Origin of the sequence: Arthrobacter sp. StoSoilA2 (assembly GCF_019977195.1) — a bacterium.
In the GTDB taxonomy this organism is placed as follows: domain Bacteria; phylum Actinomycetota; class Actinomycetes; order Actinomycetales; family Micrococcaceae; genus Arthrobacter.
Window position 1 is genome coordinate 1,258,004 of sequence record NZ_AP024643.1, and the last position, 20,654, is coordinate 1,278,657.

The following is a 20,654-nucleotide window of genomic DNA, read 5'->3' on the forward strand; positions in this document are numbered from 1 at the left end:
CAGGACTAGGGGGCCGCCGTGCTGACGCCAGGACGCGCCAAACTCTCGGCACACTTTCACTCCTGCTTCCCTGCAAGCCTTGTGCGGCCTGGGATCGTGTAGAAGCTTTGTCAGTTGTTGCCTACTGTCGGCGCTCCAGAACCTCAGACTTTTCTGCGGTCTTGGTTATCCAGGTGTGGCGCTTCCCCAGTGTTATGCGGTCCCGCAGAGATGTATCGAAGAGGGCGAAGCGACCCCAGGGCGAGGTGACGGCCACCGCCGAAAAGTAGCTGCGGTGGGTGCCCTGACCGTATGAGTTGCTCTGCCCCCCTTGGGCAGAGCAACTGTGGTCCCGTATTGAGGGAAGGATCTTGGGCGACGAAACTATTTAAGTTTGTCAGAATCGCGATTTTGCAGTATCGCAAGAATGGCGGCCCCTGTTTTGCTCCCATTTTCGTTGAGTATTTCTGCCACGACATTTTTCAAAGCAATAACAGGAAGCTTCACGGAGTTGGCATCATCGTACCAGATATATGATACGGCCCTGAGGGGTCGTTCGTGTGACCAATCCCCATACGTTGGTCTGAGGCGACCTATTCTCATATTTATGTCGGGGCAGTCCCAACAGACTACTAGATCCATTTCTCGGGGAATCTTCTTATTGTTCTCAAAATCGGTAATCAGATCGTCAAAGCTAAGTTTGAACTCTAGTACGGCATTGGACTTGCTGCGATAGTCGGTTCGGAGACTGCCGAGCATCCCTACCGCATTAGCGGCCTCCGTGGTGATGTCGATAAGCGCGTCATAGCGATTGAAGCCGGATATTGCCTTCATGGCATATCCCGGAAGCGACCCTGTAGTAAGGAGTGCGGTCCAAAGAGCAATCACCTCTTGCTCCGAACCGGGATCTACACGAGCCGGGGGAATGGACTTCAAATGAGTAAATAACTCGGGAATTTGAGAATTCCCGGCCCGGCTCATGATGGTATTAACCCAATCTGCCAGGTTGGCATCAATTGGCTCCGCGTCTTTCACTTTCAACGCCCAGCGATAGTCCTTTAGTCTTGTGACCACGCGCTGCGTAACCTTATTTATAGCACTGAGCGTTCGTTCGTCCGATACAAACTTCCGGCCTGTATCTAGCTCCAAGTCGCTGAATCCCAGCACAATGTGAGTCTGACGGTCCAGGCCTTGGTCGCTCGTCAGCGCCAGCTCAAGGGGGCGGCCCTGGGGAGCGCCGTCAACTACTAGGCGGGCACCATAGCGTACGACCTGAGCGCGTGTTCCCAGTTGCTTCCGAATCTCCTGCATTACACCGGTGCTGTAGGATAAATATCCAGTGACCCAGCGCAGGTGGGTTGAAAGTCCGGCTCTCTCTTCAATGTCGAGATTCTCCATGTCGTTGATAAGGTCAGGAGCCGCCCAGCGGTGATACACGGCCTGTTGGCGTCTGCCATGTTGGACGTGCCGCTGCCCCTCGGGCGTTGCATCGATAGTGTCTGTATCCACGCCGACTCTAAACACGCTCTCAGGGAATGGATAGCCAAGCTTGCCTTTGCTAATAGAGAAGCCTTCGCGGTCGAATGAAGCTTCGTGTGTTCCCTCCTCTCCGAGGTCCAAAATCATTCGGACCCTAATGGAAGTCTCGTGTTCACTTGCAGGCTCAGCCAGCCCCAGAGCGGTTTTTGCGCACAAGTATCCTGCCCAGTATGTGAGTTCCTTTTGAATTCCTTGTGTAACCACTACGGTATGGTCTAGTGATCGAGGGGTGGAGCCGGCGTGAAAAGCAAAGTACACTCCTGTTCCACACTCTATTTCGGAAGCTAAGTCTCTAACTCGTTGCGGTGCTTGAAATGTATCGGCGACAATCGGTTCTGACTTTTCGCTATCAACTACCCAGTCGTGCGTGTACTTAATCGTGCGCTCTGAGGCGATTTTGTTCTGTATCGAACGGATTGACATATTATTTGAAACGGCGACAACGTAGGACATGCCAACGCCCTTATAACCGATCGATCGACCCTGGCTTTTTCCTGCAGAGAAGCCTGGAATGAAAACTTTGTCCACTAGATCCGGTGCCATGCCTACACCGTTGTCCTGAACGTAGATGTAATGATCATGACCTTTGCGGCGACCGATGAGTAGGGTGAGTTCGCCACGGTCTGTTGCCTGGCTTGCCGACCGCAGGTTGATAGCATCAATTGCATTCTGTATCAATTCGGTGAATACGTCAGATTCGTCAGAGTATGAAGTTGTTAGGTTTAGTAGGTGTTTTCTTATTAGCTCTGTCTGATATTTTCTATCAAGTGAACCGACTCCGAATATATCCACGGTCGCTTTATCTCCTAGGCTGAGTCCCGGTGAGTGTGCTTCTTGGGCGGAAGCGAATGAATCTTACCGCGGCTGTCCACGGGTGAGTGGTGGCGCGAGGGCTGAGCCCCTTACCTATTCAAACTCGTGGACTCCGCCGTCCGGCACCATAGTTGGATCTCAAGGAAGGGCAAGAACCTCACGTCAGGTGCGCAACATTGTCAGTAACCAATTTTCGTCCAACCTCACGCCACCAAGGATCGACGACTAGTGCCGGGCAAGCCACGGGAGTCCAACGGCATACAAGAGGACCTGCTCGGTCATACCGCCTGTGGGCCGTGTGTAGCCCCACTCGTCCAGCACGGGGATGTCGATGATGAAAAGGTCCAGTCCCACCCCAGTTGCCCACACCACGAGATCGGCGATTCACCTGGACCTGTTCTGAAGGCGGTCAGGCGTCCCCGGGAAGCGATCCTCTTCTGCCGCGTCCAAGCGGGCGGCCCCAAATGTACCCGCCGTCGTAGATAGTTTCTAAAATGTCCGTGCAGGTGCATGCCGCGACGGCCGAGTTCGCGGAGGTGGTCGTGGTGACCGCCGCCGGTGCCGGAGAGCAACCGGTTCCACGTGAGTCCGGCGGCAGGGGGGAAGCGCGTCGTGGGTGGGTGCATACGCCGTAGTCGGGGCCGTGTTTGGCGGTTTCGGGAAGCCAGCCCTGGCCCCGGTATCGGCGGGGCGCTTCGGGCAGGTAGAGACGACGAGATGGACTTCACGACCGGAGCCGTCGTGAGGAGCGGGTTGAGCCGTCATATTGCCAATGGTCCTGTGTCCTCCGCGGATTCGCGCATTTGTGGTGCTAGATATGTAGATGGCCGTGAGCGCCTGAGCGATGTTCCTCAAGGACCACGCCCACGGTGCGGCTGTGGTTGCATCGAATGAGCAGAAAACGGAGTACCTGATGTCCCTTTGTGTCGAACGCGGATCTCTGTTGCTGCATAGGAGGAACGCGGCATGAGCGATTCCAAGTGGCGTCAATTCATGGAGTTCGGCGCACTGTTCGCTAAGACTGTCGATCTGGATGCTGACGAGTACAGCCACAAGATTGCGGTTGCCGAGCGGCTCCGAAGGACCCGGGAGACCTTCCTCGGACGGGATCCGGAATGGTTCGAAGCGCTTCGGCGGGACATCTCTTCATCCGGGTTGATGAATCAATATTTCATGATGCGGCTGGTTGACCTAGGCAGGACAAAGCCAGGTGAGCTGTGGCGGGTGATCGCCTTGCTGTGGGAGGGCGACTTGGATACCCGGGACATCGATGATTTCACACTTGCTCTTCGCCCGTACAACCCCGAGCAATTTTCGGTCGGCGGCATCATAGGTTTCGCGTCGCTGCTGCTGATGGGGCGGGATCCCTACAACTTCCCGCCCTACAGGGCACAAGCAGCCAAAAAGTTTCTAAAACTGGTTGGCTGGGACGACAGAGGCGCCAGCGGAGACCCCGCTCGCCGTTATGAACTTCTGTTGGAAGCGCTCGACGAAATCGTCCGGCTGGCTCCCGAACATGGAATCAAGGTCCGCGACCGATTGGATGCCCAGGGACTGATGTGGACCGTGTTGAAGGTAGATCCAACGGAGGAGTGGAGCATCCCTGACAGTCAAGCGTTTCGGTCTTGGAGGGGCGACAAAATAGAGACTGTAAACAACGGGCTTAGCGGCGCACTCCCCCTCGAAACGCCGGCACGACGGATCATCAGTGCTGGCCTTCGTGGGGAACCTTCGCCCTTGGATGGCCGGACTTACACATGGACGTCGGAAGCGGCGGAGGATTTGGCTCGTCGGAGCACGAACACCGACGTCGGTCCTGGCTCTTTTATGGCCAAGCTGGAGCGGCAGCTGGACGGCGCCGCAAGGGAGACCGTCCTTCTGGCGGCGGAACTGGTTTATCTTCAAGTCCTTCCCCTGGAAAACGTGACGGCCGGGACGAAGATCGCCCGCGTCGAGAAGGTCCTGTCGTGGGTGCCGGAGGCCAATGTTGAGTTGCCTGAGGGCTTGCGCGAAGGACTGCAAGCCAAGGGTGCCTTCAACGGAGGAGTGGGCTTCAACATTCAAGTCGCTGACCACGTGGGCTGGCTCAGCCGGTTTGTGGAACATGTGACCGAGCAGCCAGAAAGCCTCATAGATAAGGCTCTGGAAGACCCTTGGGCATTCATTGCCCTCACACATTCCGTCCCCAAGGACTGGCCCACAATCCGTTACAGCATTGAGTTTCTGGCATGGCCGGATACTCTTCAGCCCGTTGTGAGCAGAGACCACAGGATCAAGATCCGGAATGCTTTCGCAGGAATCATCGGAGGGCCGACGGGCGATACGGAGATCGAGATTGCAAAGGACCTTCTCAACATCCGGAAGGCCCAGCAGGGAGACTCTGAAGAATTTATCGAGTGGTACGACGAACCGTACCTAAGCGAATGGCAGCCTTCGAGCGGTGATGCCGGGCGACGGGCTTGGCTTGTTCGCCAGAACCAAGGCGGCATCGCGATGGTGGACTCTTGGCTTGGCCAAGACTTCGTCTCTCTCAGAGCTCAACACCTCGGCTCTCCTGCCCAGGGGAGCAACTTTGACCAAATACAGGCGGCAGTAAATGCCGGCTACCAGCACATCGACTACGCCGAACGCAAAGTGCGGGCCCAGGAGTTCTACCGTTTCCTCACTCAGATGACTGTGGACGATTTCGTCCTCACAGCCTTCGAAAGCAACCTCTACCTTGGCGTCATTACCGGCGAAGCGGAGTACGCCGACGACGAGACATCCGGGTTGCGGCGACAGGTGGCCTGGCGACAGGAACCCATCGCCAATGATGACCTTCCGGCACCGATGCCACGGCTGTTGGAGGAGCAAGGTTCTGTTGTTGACCTGACCGATGGTCTCTCGATCATTACCGCGTGGTTCGAAGCCGAACCGGTCTTGAGTGGCACTGAACCGGTGCCGGCCCCACTGCCGCAGGCCGCCGTCGTACCTCAACTGCGCGAGGCAACCACCGATCTCGCGACCAAGCTGCATGTTCAGCGCGACGACGTACAGGAAGTTATTCGCCTGCTCCAGACACGGCAGCAGATCGTTTTCTACGGTCCGCCAGGGACTGGTAAGACGTACTTGGCGGGGAAAATCGCACGGTTTCTCGCGGGCGAGGAACATGGAGACCATGTCAAGACGGTGCAGTTCCATCCGTCGTACGCGTATGAGGATTTTTTCGAGGGCTACCGTCCGGCCAAGTCCGACGGCGCGAATGTCGGCTTCAGTCTCGAACCTGGCCCTTTACGGCGAATCGCCGCTGAGGCGTCATTGGACGGAAACCGGGACAAGCCCTATTTCCTGATCATCGACGAGATGAACCGGGGCAATCTGGCGAAGATCTTCGGTGAGCTGTACTTCCTCCTGGAGTATCGCGACCAAGGCATCAATCTGCAGTACAACCCACAGCAGACATTCGTCTTGCCTCCAAATCTTTTCATCATCGGCACGATGAACACCTCGGATCGCTCCATTGCCCTAGTGGACGCTGCCATTCGCCGACGGTTCGCCTTTGTGGAGTTGCATCCTCAGGAGGGCATGATCTCCGGGATGCTCGAGCGCTTCTTGGAGGCCACAGGCAAGCCGGCCCTACGGGCTGAACTCTTGAATGCGTTGAACAGCGAGATCGAGGCCACGAACCGCGACTTGATGATTGGGCCGTCGTACTTCATGAAGCCGCACGCTGAGACGGACCAAGGACTGGCTGAGATCTGGAAATATGAGTTGTTGCCTTTGCTTGAGGAGCAGTACTTTGGGCGTTTGAGTCGGGAAAAGATTCGTGAGAAGTTCGGACTTGAGACCATACGGCGTAGAGCGCGCCTGGACATCGGACCCACTGATAGCGCGCCGGACTCGTCTGTGCTGGAATTTGGCGACGAAGCTATCGTCTGATGCCGAGAGAAATCGTACTCGACGAGTTGCAGGGTTATTCGGAGCCAGTCGAGCTGGACCGTGAGGTGGCTGCCACGCTGCGGGACACTGGCCTGGTTTCCGTCGTGCCCGCGCATGGGGATGCTTGGACCATTCTGCCCGCCGGGAAAGTTGGGGCCGTCCAGATCGACGACTTGTTGGTTCGAGTGAAGCCCAAGGAAAAGGTGGGTCTCAGCCGGCTGCTATTTCTGCTGGGTTATGCGGCGGACCCAGGCTTTCGTCCGGACAACGTAATTGGTGCTGAAGATGACGATCTCTTTGCTGCACTGGGTGAGTCGCTTGCGAGGCACGGCGAACGAGCGCTTGAACGTGGGCCACTGAACGGTTACGTGTCTCTGGAAGAGGCGCTACGGACGGTGAAGGGCCGAATACGTGTCGGTGACCAGATGAGCAGGCGTCCTGGACTGCTCCTGCCTCTCGAAGTTACATACGACGACTACACAGCTGACGTAACTGAGAACCAGATTCTCCGGGCCGCGATTCGGATGATGATGCAGGTTCCTCGGCTGCCGGACGCGCTCCTGGGACGTCTTGCTCACCTGGATTCGAAGCTTGAGGGTGTTTCTACTTTGAATCACGGGGCCGTGTTGCCAGCCTGGACCGAATCCAGAATCAATGGCCACTATGTGCCGGCACTGAGGTTGTCCGAAATCATCCTTCAGACCATGTCCGCGGAAGCCGGGGTGGGTCATCGCATGGTTGCCTCTTTCGCAGTAAATATGGCCACTGTATTTGAGGACTTTGTAGGCACTGCCTTGAAGGAGGCGCTCGAGCCTTATCCAGGGCTGACGGAGTGGCAATACGAAGCATTCATGGACGAATCGGAACCGGGTTTTCGGAGCAGCGACCGGGTGCGGATGTTTGTGGACGTAGTGCATTCCGTCCAAGGACGACCGGCGATGATCTTCGATGCCAAGTACAAGGCGGCCTCAGCAAGCGGCGCCTATCCCAATGCGGATCACTATCAGATGCTTGCGTACTGTACTGCTCTCCGAGTGCCCCGCGCTTGGCTCGTTTACGCCGGGAGGGGTGATGCTCGGGTTCGCCGAATCTTGAACACGGGGGTGTCCGTGGTGGAATTCCCACTGGATTTGTCGCAGGAGCCGGAGGCGTTATTAGCGCGGGTGGAGGAGCTCGCGGCAAATGCGTATGGAAGCTGGTTCCGGACGAGTGATCCAGAGGAGGCATCCTGGCTAGGAACGGCTGGTCATCGCTGATTCCAGCACTACGTTGCCGCTAGCCCTTACGGAACGCGATGAACATGCCTGTGTGAGTCTGGGCGTTAGTGCCGGGGACCATGGCTACCACCTCATAACCAGCATTGCACCACTCATTTAGAACGTGGGTGGCATTAGGGACGTCCACCAACATCTCACCTTGACCGGTCATTACGTAATCCCGCACCCAGATCATCCGGTATTCAGCCATGCCTATAACACTATCCTGTCCGCTCGAATCGTATTCAGTCATCCAAATCGGCATCGGACTCGAGAGCCATTAACAAGGTGAACTTGAAGCAGGGTCACCTGGTTACTCGAGGCCGTCAAAACCTCTCGGCAACTGATGACCGGTCTTCGGAATGATGTCCGAACCCGCCCACTATTTGAAATCATGTGTGATGAATGAGCGAGTCCAGCAACGACCAATGGGCTTACCGCTGAGCCGCGGTGCTAACCTTTCGACGACACCGACACGCTTTCGCAAACTTTATGGGGGAATTGATGACGCATGACCCAGACCTTCCACCGCGCTCGGGTCTACCGGGCAGTGCCCAGCCGTTCGAGGGACAGCAGGACGCCCAGGCGCAGCCTAACTACATGCAACCACTCCCATTCCACGGTTTTGGCGGGCCACCGCCACCACAACACCCTGGACACCGGAGCGGACCCGACGAATCTAAGGGAAATTTTGGTCCCGCCTTTTGGATAATGGGTTCATTTCTAGGTCTTATTGCCGTCGTCGATGCAGGTTTGGGCCACGGTGAGTCAATTCTGATCTTCTTGGGGCTCGCTGCTTTTCTCACGGGACTCTACTCGTTAATTTTCAAACGACGGTCTTGGGCGGCTTTGCCAGGACGGACCGCAGCCATCTGCATGACAACAGCTGGGATTAGCGCGGCGCTACTCGGCGGAATCGCGGCGGGCGTCGACGGATCCAGAAAGGCTGAAGCGGCAGCTCAGCCAACGACGGCTATTGAGCTTGAAGCTGACGTGTCGGCGAAGGTGGCCCAGCGCGAGGAAAATGTCCGGAAGGCAGAAGAGGCTCTAAAGGCTCGGGAGGAGGCTGTCGCCGCAGCAGAAGGTGGCGCTGAGGCAAACACGATCAAGGAAGGTATCTGGACCGTCGGAAAGGACATCGTTCCTGGCGTTTACAGGACAACCCAGGAGGTATCGGACAGCTGTTCTTGGGTAATTACGCGCACAGGAAGTAACGGAAGTGACTACATAGACCATGATTTCTACGTCAAGGGTGGCTTCCCGATGGTTACCCTTGCTGCTGGTCAAACGTTTGACACCGAAGGATGTGGAAATTGGGCTAAGCAGTGACACCGGGGTGCTGATCCTGGTAGTTGCTTGAGCTTGACGCTTGGTTTGCAGCAAACCCATTAGCGTGAGTGTGGAGCTGGCTGAACTTCCTTGGAAAGTTCGGCGGCCATGATGGGCACGTGGTGGGTACCGGTTGTGAGGACCACGTTTTGGCTTTCACGTTGCCCTGTGATGTTTCGAGTCTGAAGGCGGCGTCCGCCGTTGCAGACAGTTGGGTTGCCATCGACGTCGGTATGGACCGAAGCGCTGAACACTTCGGCGTATCGCCCGAGCAGATCTTCTACGGCGGTGCGGGGGTAGGAAACCTTCGGGGTCGTCGCCGTGTTAGGCATCCGCGAAGAGACATAGGGCGTTGGTATTATTTTGCCCTTTGCGGAATTTTGTCTACCGACTATCCGGTGCTGAGCTGGGCCCTCGCAGTCACAGGGTGGGTGATTAAGACGGACTCCAGAGCATGGAATCACAGACTACGCGACGTAGCCAGGAATTGTCGGCGGTCGGTGCAAAGCTAGCCCGATGAAGCATTTTGTCTTTGCTCAGAAACTGCCAATGACACGACGCATAGGTCTTTGGTGGCATGACGGGGCCGGCGTGCGTGTTCGTGGGTGGTCCAGTCGTCAGTGGCTAACGGTGACGGTAGTCCTTTTGTTTGTGGCGGGGCTTCTCGTAGCTCTAACCAACTGTGTAACCGATTTGCTGACGATAGGCTGCTTGCTCGCTGGTTCTTTCAGCTTGAACGCGCTGAGTTGGTACGGGATCTATTCGTGCTATGAAGCCAAAGCTGCGACTGCAAGGTGCGGTGCTTAATCCTCAGGCCGGGACTGATAATGGGGTGCCCTTTGGATCGCCGCCCTCACTTGCCGGTTGCGAAGCCACCACCTCAGCTTGATATGAAGGAAGGGGGATTTATTGCTGCTCAAGGCCCATGCCGGCCGCAACAGCGGGACGTAAGGTCGTCGTCGATGTTCCCCGGTGACCATTGCCTCGCGGGGGTTCGTGTGGAAGCCTCGTCATGATCCTGTCGCCGGGGTGACGACGGGCAGCAGGGAAGGAATCCGACATGGGACTGATCCATATTGACCTGTTCACCACGCTCGACGGTGTCGCGCAGGCGCCCGGCGGCCCTGAGGAAGATCCCGAGGGCGGTTTCGAGTTTGGTGGCTGGCAGGCGCCTCTGTTTGACGATGCGGTTGGCGAGCAGGTCGAATCAGGGATGGTGGGGATGGACGCGCTGCTGCTCGGCCGCCGGACCTACGACATCTTCGCTTCGTACTGGCCTCACCAGGACAGTGGAATCGCGCAGTTGTTCAACCGGATTCCGAAGTACGTGGCCTCGCGCCAGTCCCTGAAGCTTGAGTGGGATGGTTCCTCCCAGCTCGGTCCTGACGTGGTGGCTTCTCTGCGCGAGCTCCGCAACCAGCACGAGAACATTCACGTGATCGGCAGCCTGGATTTTGTGCAGACCCTGTTCGCTGAGCGGCTGTTCGACCGGCTCAATCTGTGGGTGTATCCGATCCTTCTGGGCCGTGGGAAGAAGGTGTTCGCCGGTGGGGTTGTCCCGACGAACCTTCAACTTATTGAGCCGGTGGTTGCCTCGCCAAAGGGTGCGTTGATGCAGCGGTACGCCCTGGTTGAGGGGACGCCTGGGGTGGGGGATATGACCGAAATCGATTAAGGCTCCGCTCATGCGCCCCACCTAGGACCGGGTAACAGTCAATCGATAGAGTCTACGACTGATGTTCGGACGGAAGTCCAAGCTGTGGTGGTGCCGGCGGGGACGCTTGAGTTTCCTGTTTCGTTGACCGCGCGCATGCCGATGAACAGCCCGCTGGCCGGGTCAAGGATGACGTCCGTGCGCACCCCATCCTCGGTTCTGCCGACGGCTGTCCCGGAGCGGCCATCCAATGTGATCTGCTGTTCCGTGACGATGGCGCCGGGAACGAGGGCTGCGGCCCGGTAGAGCGCCGCCCTCCACTCGGCCGGCACGACTCCGGTGGCCAACTGACCTGCAATGAAGCTCCAAACGCTGGCGTCGGTGCCTTTGATCTCGGCCTTGATCCAATCCACCAAGGCTGCAGGCTCCCTCGGAATGGTCGCTTCCTCCGTTGGGCTCAGATTCCCAAATGTCACAGAATTCGCGCTGAAAACGACGCTGCCTCCCAGACCGCGTAGTTGTCGACCGGGCTCAGGGCTTTGGAGCCCTTTGGACCTATAGTAGTTTTCTATTTTTTCCTTGGTGGCGGCGCCGAAGTACTCAGCTGGCTCAAGAGGACCAAGATTAAGGACCCATTCACCGTTCCGGTCGTACGGAACAAAGAGTTGGTTGTCGGAGCGCGCGGTCCACGTGAGACCGCTTTCGGAGTAAGCGATTGTTGATTCGGCCATATCGAGCCTTAAGTACTGCCCCGGACCAACCGCCGGATCCGTCGTTGCAATGACGGAGTCGGCTGCCCTGTTCAACAGCTCAGCAGCATGAGCCGTTGCCGGAATGGTGTTTCCTCCAAGATGAATCACGTCGGATGCCACGAGACCACCAGCCAGCACGGCTGCCGCTGCGGAGACAAGGATTGTCCTCCGGATTATCCTCTTCGGCTGCGAGAGCTGTTGCGCTTGGGCTTCGCCGTTGCTTTCGGCGCGTGAGGCGGAACTTCTATCTTGGGCGTCGGCCCCGAGGGGCTGCAGTGTTCTGGCCCGGATCCCGGTGATTTCTAGCCAGTTACGAGCGGACCGGGATGTCCGGTTCGCTTCCTCGACGAGAAGGATCTGGACGCGGCTTTTGGTGTCCTTCGGATAAGTCACTTCAGACAGGTTCATGACAGTCTCGTTTCAACGATCTTGATGTCGGTTTGTTCGATGCGCTCTTTTGACCGTCTAAAGGCGGTCAGCTTCACCCGGGCGCGGTGAAGTCTTGACTTCACCGTCCCGGCGCGGATGCCTAGTGTTGTTGCGGCTTCGTCCTGACCGATTCCGTTCAGTAGGCACAGGATCACTACGTCGCGTTCGCCGTCGCTTAGTCCCGCCGTCGTGGCCAGCAAGTCACGAACGGAGCGTTCGGCGTCGAGTCTTGTGGCGATCGCTTCCGCATGGTCAGCTTCGTGTTCTCCATGACGTGAATCCGAGTGCGGCAGCCTGGCAAGAAAAGCGGCATGCCGTTTGGCTGCCCTGGCGCGGTTGCGGTTCGCGTTTGTTGCGACCCCAAGAAGCCAAGGCAAGACACTATCCCGTTCCAGCTTTAGCCTGTTCCGTTGCCGCCATGCCTCCAGAAAGGTGATTGACGCGAGTTCTTCTGCATCGTGCCATGAACCGCAGCGGCTCAGGCAGTACCGGAAGACCGCGTCTGCATGCCGGTCGAATAGGGCACCGAATGCGTCAGCGTTGCCTGCGACGCACTCTTGCCACAGGTCTTGATCGGATTCCCCCATTTGCCTCATGCCATGTAGTGTCCGCAGCTCGGGAAATGGTTCCCGGAAAGCCAGGTCTTCCAAGTTGGGCCATTTTGCCCGCCACGTACTCCGCGGCCAGCCCGACGCCGCCGAGTATCGACGAGTAGTGCCGCGTCAGCCACGGAAGCCCCACGGCGTACAGGCCGGGTTGTTCGGTGACCCCTGCCGTGTGCTTTGGGTAGCCCCATTCGTCCAGCACTGGGATGTCGATGAAGGACAGATCGAGTTTGTATCCGGTGGCCCACAGGATGGACGTGATGTTTGCTTGGGCCAGGTTCAGGCGCGCTGGTTCCGAGGGCAGCCAGTCGTCCTCCGGTGTTGGAGGCTGTTGTTCTGCGTCGATCCCTGCGGCTGCGATGTAGGCGTCGATGGCTTTCCGCATGCGTTGGTTGAAGCTGGATTCGACTGTTGCGAGGCGTTCGGGGAGGTCGTCGCTGAAGGTGACGTCGCCGTCGTCGATGTTTTCCAGGCGGCCGTGGAGGTGCATGCCGCGGCCATGGCCTTCGAGATCTTGTGTGCCCGGCACCGCGATAGGGATTGTTGCAAAGCCCGACTGGTCCTTCACTCCTTCACATATTGACTGTGAGCCGGCTCACCGCCACAATAAATGAACGCTATTCATTTCTAGCGTGATACTCGTGCCCTTAACCGTAGAGCTCGAGCCAATCCAGCACCTCAGGATCGCGGGAACCCCGTAGGTCCAGTCTCAGCTAGGAAGTTTCGGCAAGGCCGAAGCTTCGTTAGTAATCCAGCATGACGACTTAGGATCCCCATGACCCCCACATTTGAAACAGATGCACCGGCAGGCGAGAAGCCTGTGGGGCCAACTTCGGCTCAGACCGTAAACCAGGGTTGGCGCCGCGTTCTCGGTGTTCCGTCGCTGGTGTTGCTGGGCTTGGTTTACATGGTGCCCCTGACGATCTTCAGCACCTACGGCATCGTCGTGGAACTCACGGGTGGGCGACTATCGGCAGCCTACGCCGTGACGCTCGTGGTCATGCTGTTCACGGCACGCTCATATGGTCGGATGTCGCAGGCGTTCCCGTTCGGTGGTTCCGCTTACACGTATGCGACGCGGTCGTTCGGCGCCGGCTTGGGATTCATGGCCGGCTGGTCGCTCCTGCTCGACTACCTGTTGCTGCCGATGATCAACTACCTGCTCATCGGCATCTATATGGAGGCTGCCTTCCCGGCTATCCCTGCCTGGGTGTTCATGATTGTCTCCATCGCCGCCGTGACGGTACTGAACGTCCTCGGAATCACGGCGATCGCGAAGGCGAATTTCGTGGTGGTGGGACTCCAAGCGCTCTTCATCGTTCTATTCGGCGCCCTTGGCCTCTCTTCCATCACGGGTGCAGGGAACCTGGACTTGATGGCTCCCTTCACCGGGGCCGAGGGCGCCGAAGGTCTCTCCCCGATCTTCGCCGGCTCTGCCATCCTTTGCCTTTCGTACCTCGGGTTCGACGCCGTTTCGACCTTCGCGGAGGAGACCAAGGACCCGAAGCGCAACCTGCCCAAGGCCATCATGCTGACCACCATCCTGGCCGGCGTCATCTTCCTCGGTCTGGCTTACATCAGCCACCTGGTTCTTCCGGTCAGCAGCTTCAACGATGTGGACTCCGCTGCCATCGAGGTCATCGGCAAGGCAGGTGGGGAGCTGCTCGTCGCCTTCTTCACGGCTGCCTATGTCGCGGGCAGCCTCGGATCGGCGCTCACCTCGCAGGCTTCGGTCTCACGCATCATCCACTCCATGGGCCGCAGCGGCGTGTTCCCGCCAGCTTTGGGAAGGCTTCATGCTCGATTCCAAACGCCCGTTCTTCCGATTCTGATCACATCGGGCGTCTCACTGCTGGCCTTCGTGCTCGACCTGTTGACCATCTCCTCGCTCATCAGCTTCGGAGCGCTGGTCGCGTTCTCCATCGTCAACCTGTCGGTCATCAAGCACTACTACTTTGACCGGAAGGACCGCGGCACCAGGGGAGTGATCTACAACCTGATACTGCCGGGAATCGGCTTCGCGTTGACCATCTGGTTGTGGACGAGCCTGAGCGGATTGTCCTTCAAGTTTGGGCTCGCATGGGCTGGCGTGGGCCTCGTCTACCTCGCCATCCTCACCCGCGGGTTCCGGCGGCCAGCACCTCAGCTTGATTTGAAGGAAGCGTAGAGGGCTTCCGTAGCTCAGCCCCGTCGTCGGCGACGGTGACAGCGCAAGGTGCTGTCGCCGTCGTCGTTCTTCCCTGGTGACCATTGCCACGCGGGGGTTCGTGTGGAAGCCTCGACATGATCCTGTCGCCGGGGTGACGACGGGCAGCAGGGAAGGAACCTGAAATGGGACTGATCCATATTGACCTGTTCACCACGCTCGACGGCGTCGCGCAGGCGCCCGGTGGCCCTGAGGAAGATCCGGAAGGCGGTTTCGAGTTCGGCGGCTGGCAGGCGCCTCTGATTGATGATGTGGTGGGCGAACAGATCGAATCCGGGATGGTTGGGATGGACGCGGTGCTGCTCGGGCGCCGGACCTACGACATCTTCGCTTCGTACTGGCCCCACCAGGACAATGGAATCGCGCGGTTGTTCAACCGCATACCGAAGTACGTGGCCTCGCGTCAGTCGCTGAACCTCGAGTGGGATGGTTCCTCACAGCTTGGTCCCGATGTGGCGGCTTCCCTGCACGAGCTGCGCGGCAAACACGAGAACATTCACGTGATCGGCAGCCTGGACTTTGTGCAGACCCTGTTCGCGGAGCGGCTCTTCGACCGGCTCAATCTGTGGGTGTATCCAATCCTCCTGGGCCGCGGGAAAAAGGTGTTCGCCGATGGTGTCATACCGACGAACCTTCAACTCATTGAGCCGGTGGTTGCCTCGCCAAAGGGTGCCGTGATGCAGCGGTACGCGCTGGTTGAGGGGACGCCGGGGGTGGGGGATATGACCGAGCAATGAACCTTCTTCAGGGGTTCAGTCGGTGGGGTTGCTCTTCTCAAACACCTCCACGGGCCCTCCTGCGCCCGAAAATGCCGCGTCCCAAGTCTGCCTATCGATCAGGCTATTGGCAGTCTCCACGACTGCATCCGCCAAATTCATGCGTCCCCAAGAATTCTTCGCCCAGGCTATTATTACCAGGCCGTTGGAGCCGATCCTCACCCGCATTTGGCGTCCACTATCCAAGCCGGGCATGGGCAAGAAGGCCCTTTACATTCCACCATCAGCTAGAGCGAAGCGGCTCCCACTTTCCGGTGCCCCTGAGCCCCAACCCCATCTAACGACGCTCCCCCGCTGACTCGAGCGAAACGTGGTGGTGGGCCAAATTCCAATCCGTACCAACCAAAAGCCCCACCCGGATGTTCCAGATGGGGCTTTCTGTCTGCGGTTGGCCGCGGGTGCAACGTGAAGGCCAGGATGGGAACTAGACCTTCAAGAATTCCCCGCTACTGCGAAGTGTGCCGCAACTACCAGGTCACCAGGTTCATTCCCAGGCTGTTTGCAATCGTGCGCGTAGAGGTGAACCAAACGTATCGACTGCAGAGGTTCGCGCCTCCATCCCGAACACTTCCGCACTTGCCATTGTTGAACAAGGTGCCAGCGACCGCCTGGATCATTCCTGCGGCTCCGACGCTGCCGTTACCGTAAGGAACAAGTACTGGCCCGACGCTGTCACCTTGGATTGCGGCCCACTGACCGTCTGTAGCTTGATAGCCTTCCATTTGAGAGGCGTAACCGTACCCGTCGTTCCAAGAGAAGTTGAGATACGTGATACCGATATTGCAATGGACCCCCGAGTTCCCGCCACTCGTACAGACGTAGTCACCAAGGGACAGATCATGGAATCCAGCGACCGGCTTCGAGTACCCTGCCGTGTTGTTCCACGCCCCATCGAACATCTGCATGCTGCCGTCTGCTGAAAGCAGTGCAGCCTGGCCGTCTGGAGAATCCCGCCACTGCATCCCGGCCGATGATCCGGAGTTGTCGCGCGCATACCACCAGCTCGTGCCATCACAATGGCGTGCGGTACTGGTCCAGTTCCCTGGTCCGGTAGTACCCTTCAAAGCGAACCCTGTCGAACACGCCATGCCATTGGCGTTGATCAAGTACGCGCCAGAGTTGAATGGACTATAGTCATTCATTCTCGTGGCCGGGCGTGATTGGACACCATCGATAACTTCAATGGGCAACTTGGTGATTTCGCGCGCTGCCTTCTCGACTGCCGTCCGCTCAGACGAAGTGAGCAAATTGTCTTCACTCTTCAGCGCGTATCCGCGTATCGCGATTTGCCCGGCGTCGTCACCGATCCCACCGATAGATGCAATCCTAAATCCCAGCGGTTCAAAGGCTTTGTCGTTCCTCATCAACGCCTCTGTCGCCGAATTGATTTCCAGCATCGAGTACGGACGCTCGGAGAATGTCACAGTGATTCCCCGCACCCTTCCTTCGGTGGCTACAGTCTCGCGGAGCGGGGAAGCACCCTTCCATAGAGCTTTCACAGACAGCATCTTCGCGTTATTGACTTGTTCAACATAGCCGGCATCATAGATTCCAGGAAGCTGCGTGATCCAGTATTTGAATTCAGAGAGCTTTTTCTGGTTGTCCAGAAAGTCCACCCCGACACTCTTTGCGTATTCCTCAATGGCACTCTCGCCAGGAGGAGTAATGGGTGAGTCTGACGCTGCCGCGGCTGGGCCGGCAATACCGAGCAGCAGCAGCAAGGAACTTGCCGCTATAGGCCATGATTTCTTGATCACTGAATTCCCTCGTATGCTCTTGTGTCGATGTTTCATCGACACGTGCGTAACGAATCACTCCAAGGTAGAGCGAAGCGTGATGGCGGCAGAATGCCGAGGGGTTTAAACAAGCTAGATTGCACCGAATGTTATTGAGTCCGAGCCGCTCGTCCATCTCAATACACCGTTCGTGTAATTGAGCTGAACACCCTTCTGGAGAAGGTTCAGGGCCCAGCTTCGTTGCTCATCCTTTGCGGCGTCAACACAGCCGGAAGCTCCGACAACCATCTTCCCTGACAGAACCATATCCGAACCGTTCATCGTGACGGCAGCGTTTACGGGTCCACATGGAAGGACGGCAGTCAGATAGGTGTCCTCGCCGACTCGGTCCAATTGCGCTGTTATTTCCCCTCCGGACACCCAGAAAATGGGTTCTCCGGCAGCAGTTCCAGCGGTACTTCTAAACTTCCCGCAAGGCGCATCAGGCAGGAATTTCATGCATTCAGTCGAAGGGAGTTGCGATACTGAGGACTGATTCGGAAGTGATTCCGGTGATCCACCAGTTCCGCAAGAGGATGCTGCCAGTGCTGCGAGTGCGAGAAGAAGGATGCTTCCGAGCATTCGGCGGTTCCCCATGGTTCCTCCCCAAGCTGAATGTTTGATCAAGCATTGTGCCCATCAAGATTTCGATGAGTATTGAGCTTTGCAGACCTCACTAATGTGAGGGCTGTTGGTCCTCGCAGATTACTGCTGATTCGAACATAATGCAAGAATACCAGCGGCATAATCGATGCAACTTACAAAGATTGCTGATTAAAATGCATTCGTGCGTGCGGAATTCTTTAACTTGCTTTGATCACTTCGGAAATGTGTTCCCGAAATGTTTCGTAATTATGCCCGATTTCTTGCCCTACGGGGATTCGGGTCCGCAACATCGAGTCGTGGGGATACGAACGGCATCGCGATTACTGATCTGCATTTCTAAATCATGATGCCATCCGTAAACGTAGTCCTTCTTGGCTGTCCGACTTGCTCGGCAGCTGGTCTGACATATGAAGAGTGGTCTTGGGGGCATGTTTCTGTCGTGATTTACGGAAAGAATTTTCTCGGCTGGCTTGGGACGGACCCGGAGCGTCCCGGACGGACAACCGGGCCGTTGATCATCAAGCTATGCTGCAGCGCGTAGCCTAATCTCGCTTGATCGCTAGAGATTGATAACGAGAACGCGACCAGTGCACCGAAGCTGATCCGCGACGAAATAGTGAGGAGGTCCAATACGAAGTCCAGCAGCGAAACGGTTGTTGTCAAAAAAATTGGGACCTTCGGGTGTATCGGATCCTCCTTGGTCGTGGGAAGAAGGTGTTAGCCGATGGGGTGGTGCCGACGAACCTACAACTTATCGAGCCCGTGGTCGCCTCGCCCAAAGGTGCCGTGATGCAGCGGTATTCACTGGTTGACGCATTACGCAGCTCTAGATGATGATGTTTCAGCTATTGGAAATCTCATCAGGCAAGGCTCGCACCCGGACGTTCAAGACGAGCAGGGCCTCACGCCGCTGCATTTCGCCGCCCAGGAGTACTCGCTGGCGGCCGCCGCTGCCTTGCTTGAAGCTGGCGCGTCCGTTGATATCGAAAAACGTTCGGAAACGCACCGCTCTTCACGGCCGTATTCAATTCGAAGGGCAGCGGTGAACTCATCGCTCTTCTGCGTTCTCGGTGAGCCGACCCCCTGCATATCAGCCGAAGCGGCCAGAGCCCATTGGGTTCGGCAAGACTGATAGGCAACTACGCGGTTGCGGACTTTTTTGTGGACAAGCCGGAGTCGCGTCCCGCCCTGCCCGCTCTATAGAAGCGAGCCACCACCTGGGTGTGAGATGACGAGCTCCACGTTTCGACTAGCGGATGACAGGCCGTCTCTCCCCACCGGTTCCTCTACTCCTGCAGAAAGACGACCGTTTGGAGCCCTCATCGGACGCATCGTCCGACTGAGCCACCTGCTTACGGGACGCCCCTGTGGGAAACGTTCTGTGCCTTCTCCCGTCGGGATACTTGTCGCAATGCCACGATTACCGCGGTAAACAAGGAAAGCTGGGCCCCGAAGAATCATGTCAAGATGCCCGTCTGGGTTGATTCGTGGAATCATTTGGTTTTGCCCGGAGGGTTGGTTGGGGTTTGGCTGCGCGTTTGGCGGTGGTCAGGGTCAGGAGGTCGGCGCTGAGGGCCTGGATCTGGCGCTGGATGGCGGCCGGACTCAAGGGCTTGTTTTCACGACGCAGCCTTGTTTTCACGTCCCGTGAGACAGTGCCGGTATCGGCCAGGACACGTTGGTAGGGCGTCGCGGGCGCGTCGTAGGTCTTGGTGATCTTCGCCCCGGTCCGGACCTTCGCGAGGAGTTTCTGTTGCGGTCCGAAATGGTTCGTCAGCAGCCGCTGCAGCGCCCAGATCAGGTTCAAGAGTTCCAGTTCGGCGGCGGTGTCGTAGCGGTGGTAGCCGACGGTCTGGCGGACGATGTGCCAGTTCTTCTGTTCCACGTGCGCCCCGTCGTTCTTGTTCCCGGAGCGGGATCGGGTGAACGTTAGGCTCTCCTGTTCGCACCAGGCCAGCAGCTCCCAGTTGATGAACTCCGTGCCGTTATCGGAATCGATGCCAAGGATGGGGAACGGGAACGCGGCGGTCGCGTCTTTGATGGCCGCGAAAACCCATTTCTGGGCCTTGTTCCCGCACCGATCTGGTCTCGGTCCAGCCCGTTGCAATGTCGGTGATATCCAGCGTGAAACAGAACTCGCCCCGGTTGCCACCTCGTGGCCCACCAGATCGATTTCCACGAACCCGGGCACCGCGTCGTCCCATTCGGCCCAGGTCCGCATCGGGATGGAGTCTTTCAGCAGTGTCCCGGGCTTGGTGTGGGACCGGCCCCGGGGATCGAGTTTTGCCCGGTCCGGCTTGAGCCGGCGGTCAATGGTCGCCGGTGCGATACGCAGTAATTGCGCCGCCGTGCTGTCATCGATCTGCAGCTCGTTGAACCGGCGCAGGCGTGGCACCAGATCAGGCAGGGCCGCTGCGAGCAGCCGCCCGCACGGGGTCCCCTGCACCGCCCAGCAGAACCGCAGCGCCTCGATCACCGGCTCCCCGTAGAGCGGAGGCCGCGGCGCCCGCGGCCGGACCGGTTTCAACACCAGAGCCTGCCGCAAAGCCTTCCGGGCATGGTCCCGGTGCCAGCCCGTCGTCGCGCACAACTCGTTCAGAACCTGTTTCTTCGCCGCCCGGTCCGAGCGGGCATAACGGGTGGCAATCGCCTTGGTGACAGCCCTGCGTTCACTCATCGAAAGCTCCATGGCTCACACTGCCGAAGCGGCGGACACCAGCCCCGGCGGACACCGCTACGCGGGCATTCTCAAATGATTCCTCGAATACCGCTACGCGGGCATCTTTGATGAGTCAACGCGTGGGCTTGCCGTTGGACCCTCATTCTGGCAGCCTATGCAATGGCCTTCGCTGCCTTGATCATGGTCCGCCGAGGCCGGCGTTAATGACTTCTACTGGACCCTGCTGCGCTGCTGATTACTGCGCCGCCCAGTGAAGATCGGTATACGGGCGCTTGTGCGGCAGACCCGGTCCGCGTGAGGTGTGCACGTTTTCTCAAGATGTTCGCACCCTATTGCA

Annotated in this window: 13 protein-coding genes; 6 read left to right on the forward strand and 7 right to left on the reverse strand. The window is 58.0% G+C overall.

Features of this window, described 5'->3' with window-relative positions; genetic code table 11:
• Positions 1-363 precede the first annotated feature (363 nt).
• Complete coding sequence (locus LDN82_RS05865; RefSeq protein ID WP_224166709.1) at positions 364-2,310, reverse strand: ATP-binding protein; 1,947 nt, start codon at positions 2,308-2,310, stop codon at positions 364-366.
• Positions 2,311-2,556: 246 nt separating this feature from the next.
• On the reverse strand, positions 2,557-2,703 hold the full coding sequence (locus tag LDN82_RS05870) for a hypothetical protein (protein WP_224166710.1): 147 nt from the start codon (positions 2,701-2,703) through the stop codon (positions 2,557-2,559).
• A 594-nt stretch (positions 2,704-3,297) separates the two neighbouring features.
• Between LDN82_RS05870 and LDN82_RS05875 the strand changes: the two genes are divergently transcribed.
• The 4 genes from LDN82_RS05875 (at position 3,298) to LDN82_RS05890 (ending at position 10,509) form a co-directional block, all read left to right on the forward strand.
• The gene (locus LDN82_RS05875) at positions 3,298-6,249 is read left to right on the forward strand and encodes an AAA family ATPase (RefSeq protein ID WP_224166711.1); all 2,952 of its coding nucleotides are present in this window, start codon (positions 3,298-3,300) and stop codon (positions 6,247-6,249) included.
• A gap of 65 nt (positions 6,250-6,314) precedes the next feature.
• Entirely contained in the window at positions 6,315-7,505 is a 1,191-nt protein-coding gene (locus tag LDN82_RS05880; protein WP_224166712.1) for an McrC family protein, read from the forward strand.
• Positions 7,506-8,216: 711 nt separating this feature from the next.
• Positions 8,217-8,834, forward strand: coding sequence for a hypothetical protein (locus LDN82_RS05885; protein ID WP_224166713.1), 618 nt, complete (start codon positions 8,217-8,219; stop codon positions 8,832-8,834).
• A 1,060-nt stretch (positions 8,835-9,894) separates the two neighbouring features.
• Positions 9,895-10,509 carry a dihydrofolate reductase family protein gene (locus LDN82_RS05890; protein WP_224166714.1) on the forward strand — a complete coding sequence of 205 codons (615 nt, stop codon included), beginning with the start codon at positions 9,895-9,897 and terminating at the stop codon, positions 10,507-10,509.
• 38 nt (positions 10,510-10,547) lie between these two features.
• Here LDN82_RS05890 and LDN82_RS05895 read toward each other — a convergent pair whose 3' ends face one another.
• The 3 genes from LDN82_RS05895 to LDN82_RS05905 are packed head-to-tail and all read right to left on the reverse strand — an operon-like array spanning position 10,548 to position 12,803.
• Positions 10,548-11,648 carry a hypothetical protein gene (locus LDN82_RS05895; RefSeq protein WP_224166715.1) on the reverse strand — a complete coding sequence of 367 codons (1,101 nt, stop codon included), beginning with the start codon at positions 11,646-11,648 and terminating at the stop codon, positions 10,548-10,550.
• Positions 11,645-12,265, reverse strand: coding sequence for an RNA polymerase sigma factor (locus tag LDN82_RS05900; protein ID WP_346347116.1), 621 nt, complete (start codon positions 12,263-12,265; stop codon positions 11,645-11,647). The genes LDN82_RS05895 and LDN82_RS05900 overlap by 4 nt, the downstream gene beginning before the upstream one ends.
• Positions 12,204-12,803 (reverse strand): hypothetical protein, encoded by a 600-nt coding sequence (locus LDN82_RS05905; protein WP_346347111.1) that lies wholly within the window; start codon positions 12,801-12,803, stop codon positions 12,204-12,206. The genes LDN82_RS05900 and LDN82_RS05905 overlap by 62 nt, the downstream gene beginning before the upstream one ends.
• 246 nt (positions 12,804-13,049) lie before the next feature.
• On the opposite strand from LDN82_RS05905, the gene LDN82_RS05910 reads away from it, so the two are divergent.
• Positions 13,050-14,441: an APC family permease gene (locus tag LDN82_RS05910; RefSeq protein WP_224166716.1), complete on the forward strand. Its 1,392-nt coding sequence runs from the start codon at positions 13,050-13,052 to the stop codon at positions 14,439-14,441.
• A 164-nt stretch (positions 14,442-14,605) separates the two neighbouring features.
• Positions 14,606-15,217, forward strand: a complete 612-nt coding sequence (locus tag LDN82_RS05915) for a dihydrofolate reductase family protein (RefSeq protein ID WP_224166717.1) — start codon at positions 14,606-14,608, stop codon at positions 15,215-15,217.
• Positions 15,218-15,723: 506 nt separating this feature from the next.
• Here LDN82_RS05915 and LDN82_RS05920 read toward each other — a convergent pair.
• The gene (locus tag LDN82_RS05920; RefSeq protein WP_224166718.1) at positions 15,724-17,013 is read right to left on the reverse strand and encodes a S1 family peptidase; all 1,290 of its coding nucleotides are present in this window, start codon (positions 17,011-17,013) and stop codon (positions 15,724-15,726) included.
• Positions 17,014-19,099: 2,086 nt separating this feature from the next.
• Entirely contained in the window at positions 19,100-20,314 is a 1,215-nt protein-coding gene (locus tag LDN82_RS05925) for a transposase family protein (RefSeq protein WP_224166719.1), read from the reverse strand.
• Between the last annotated feature and the right edge of the window lie 340 nt (positions 20,315-20,654).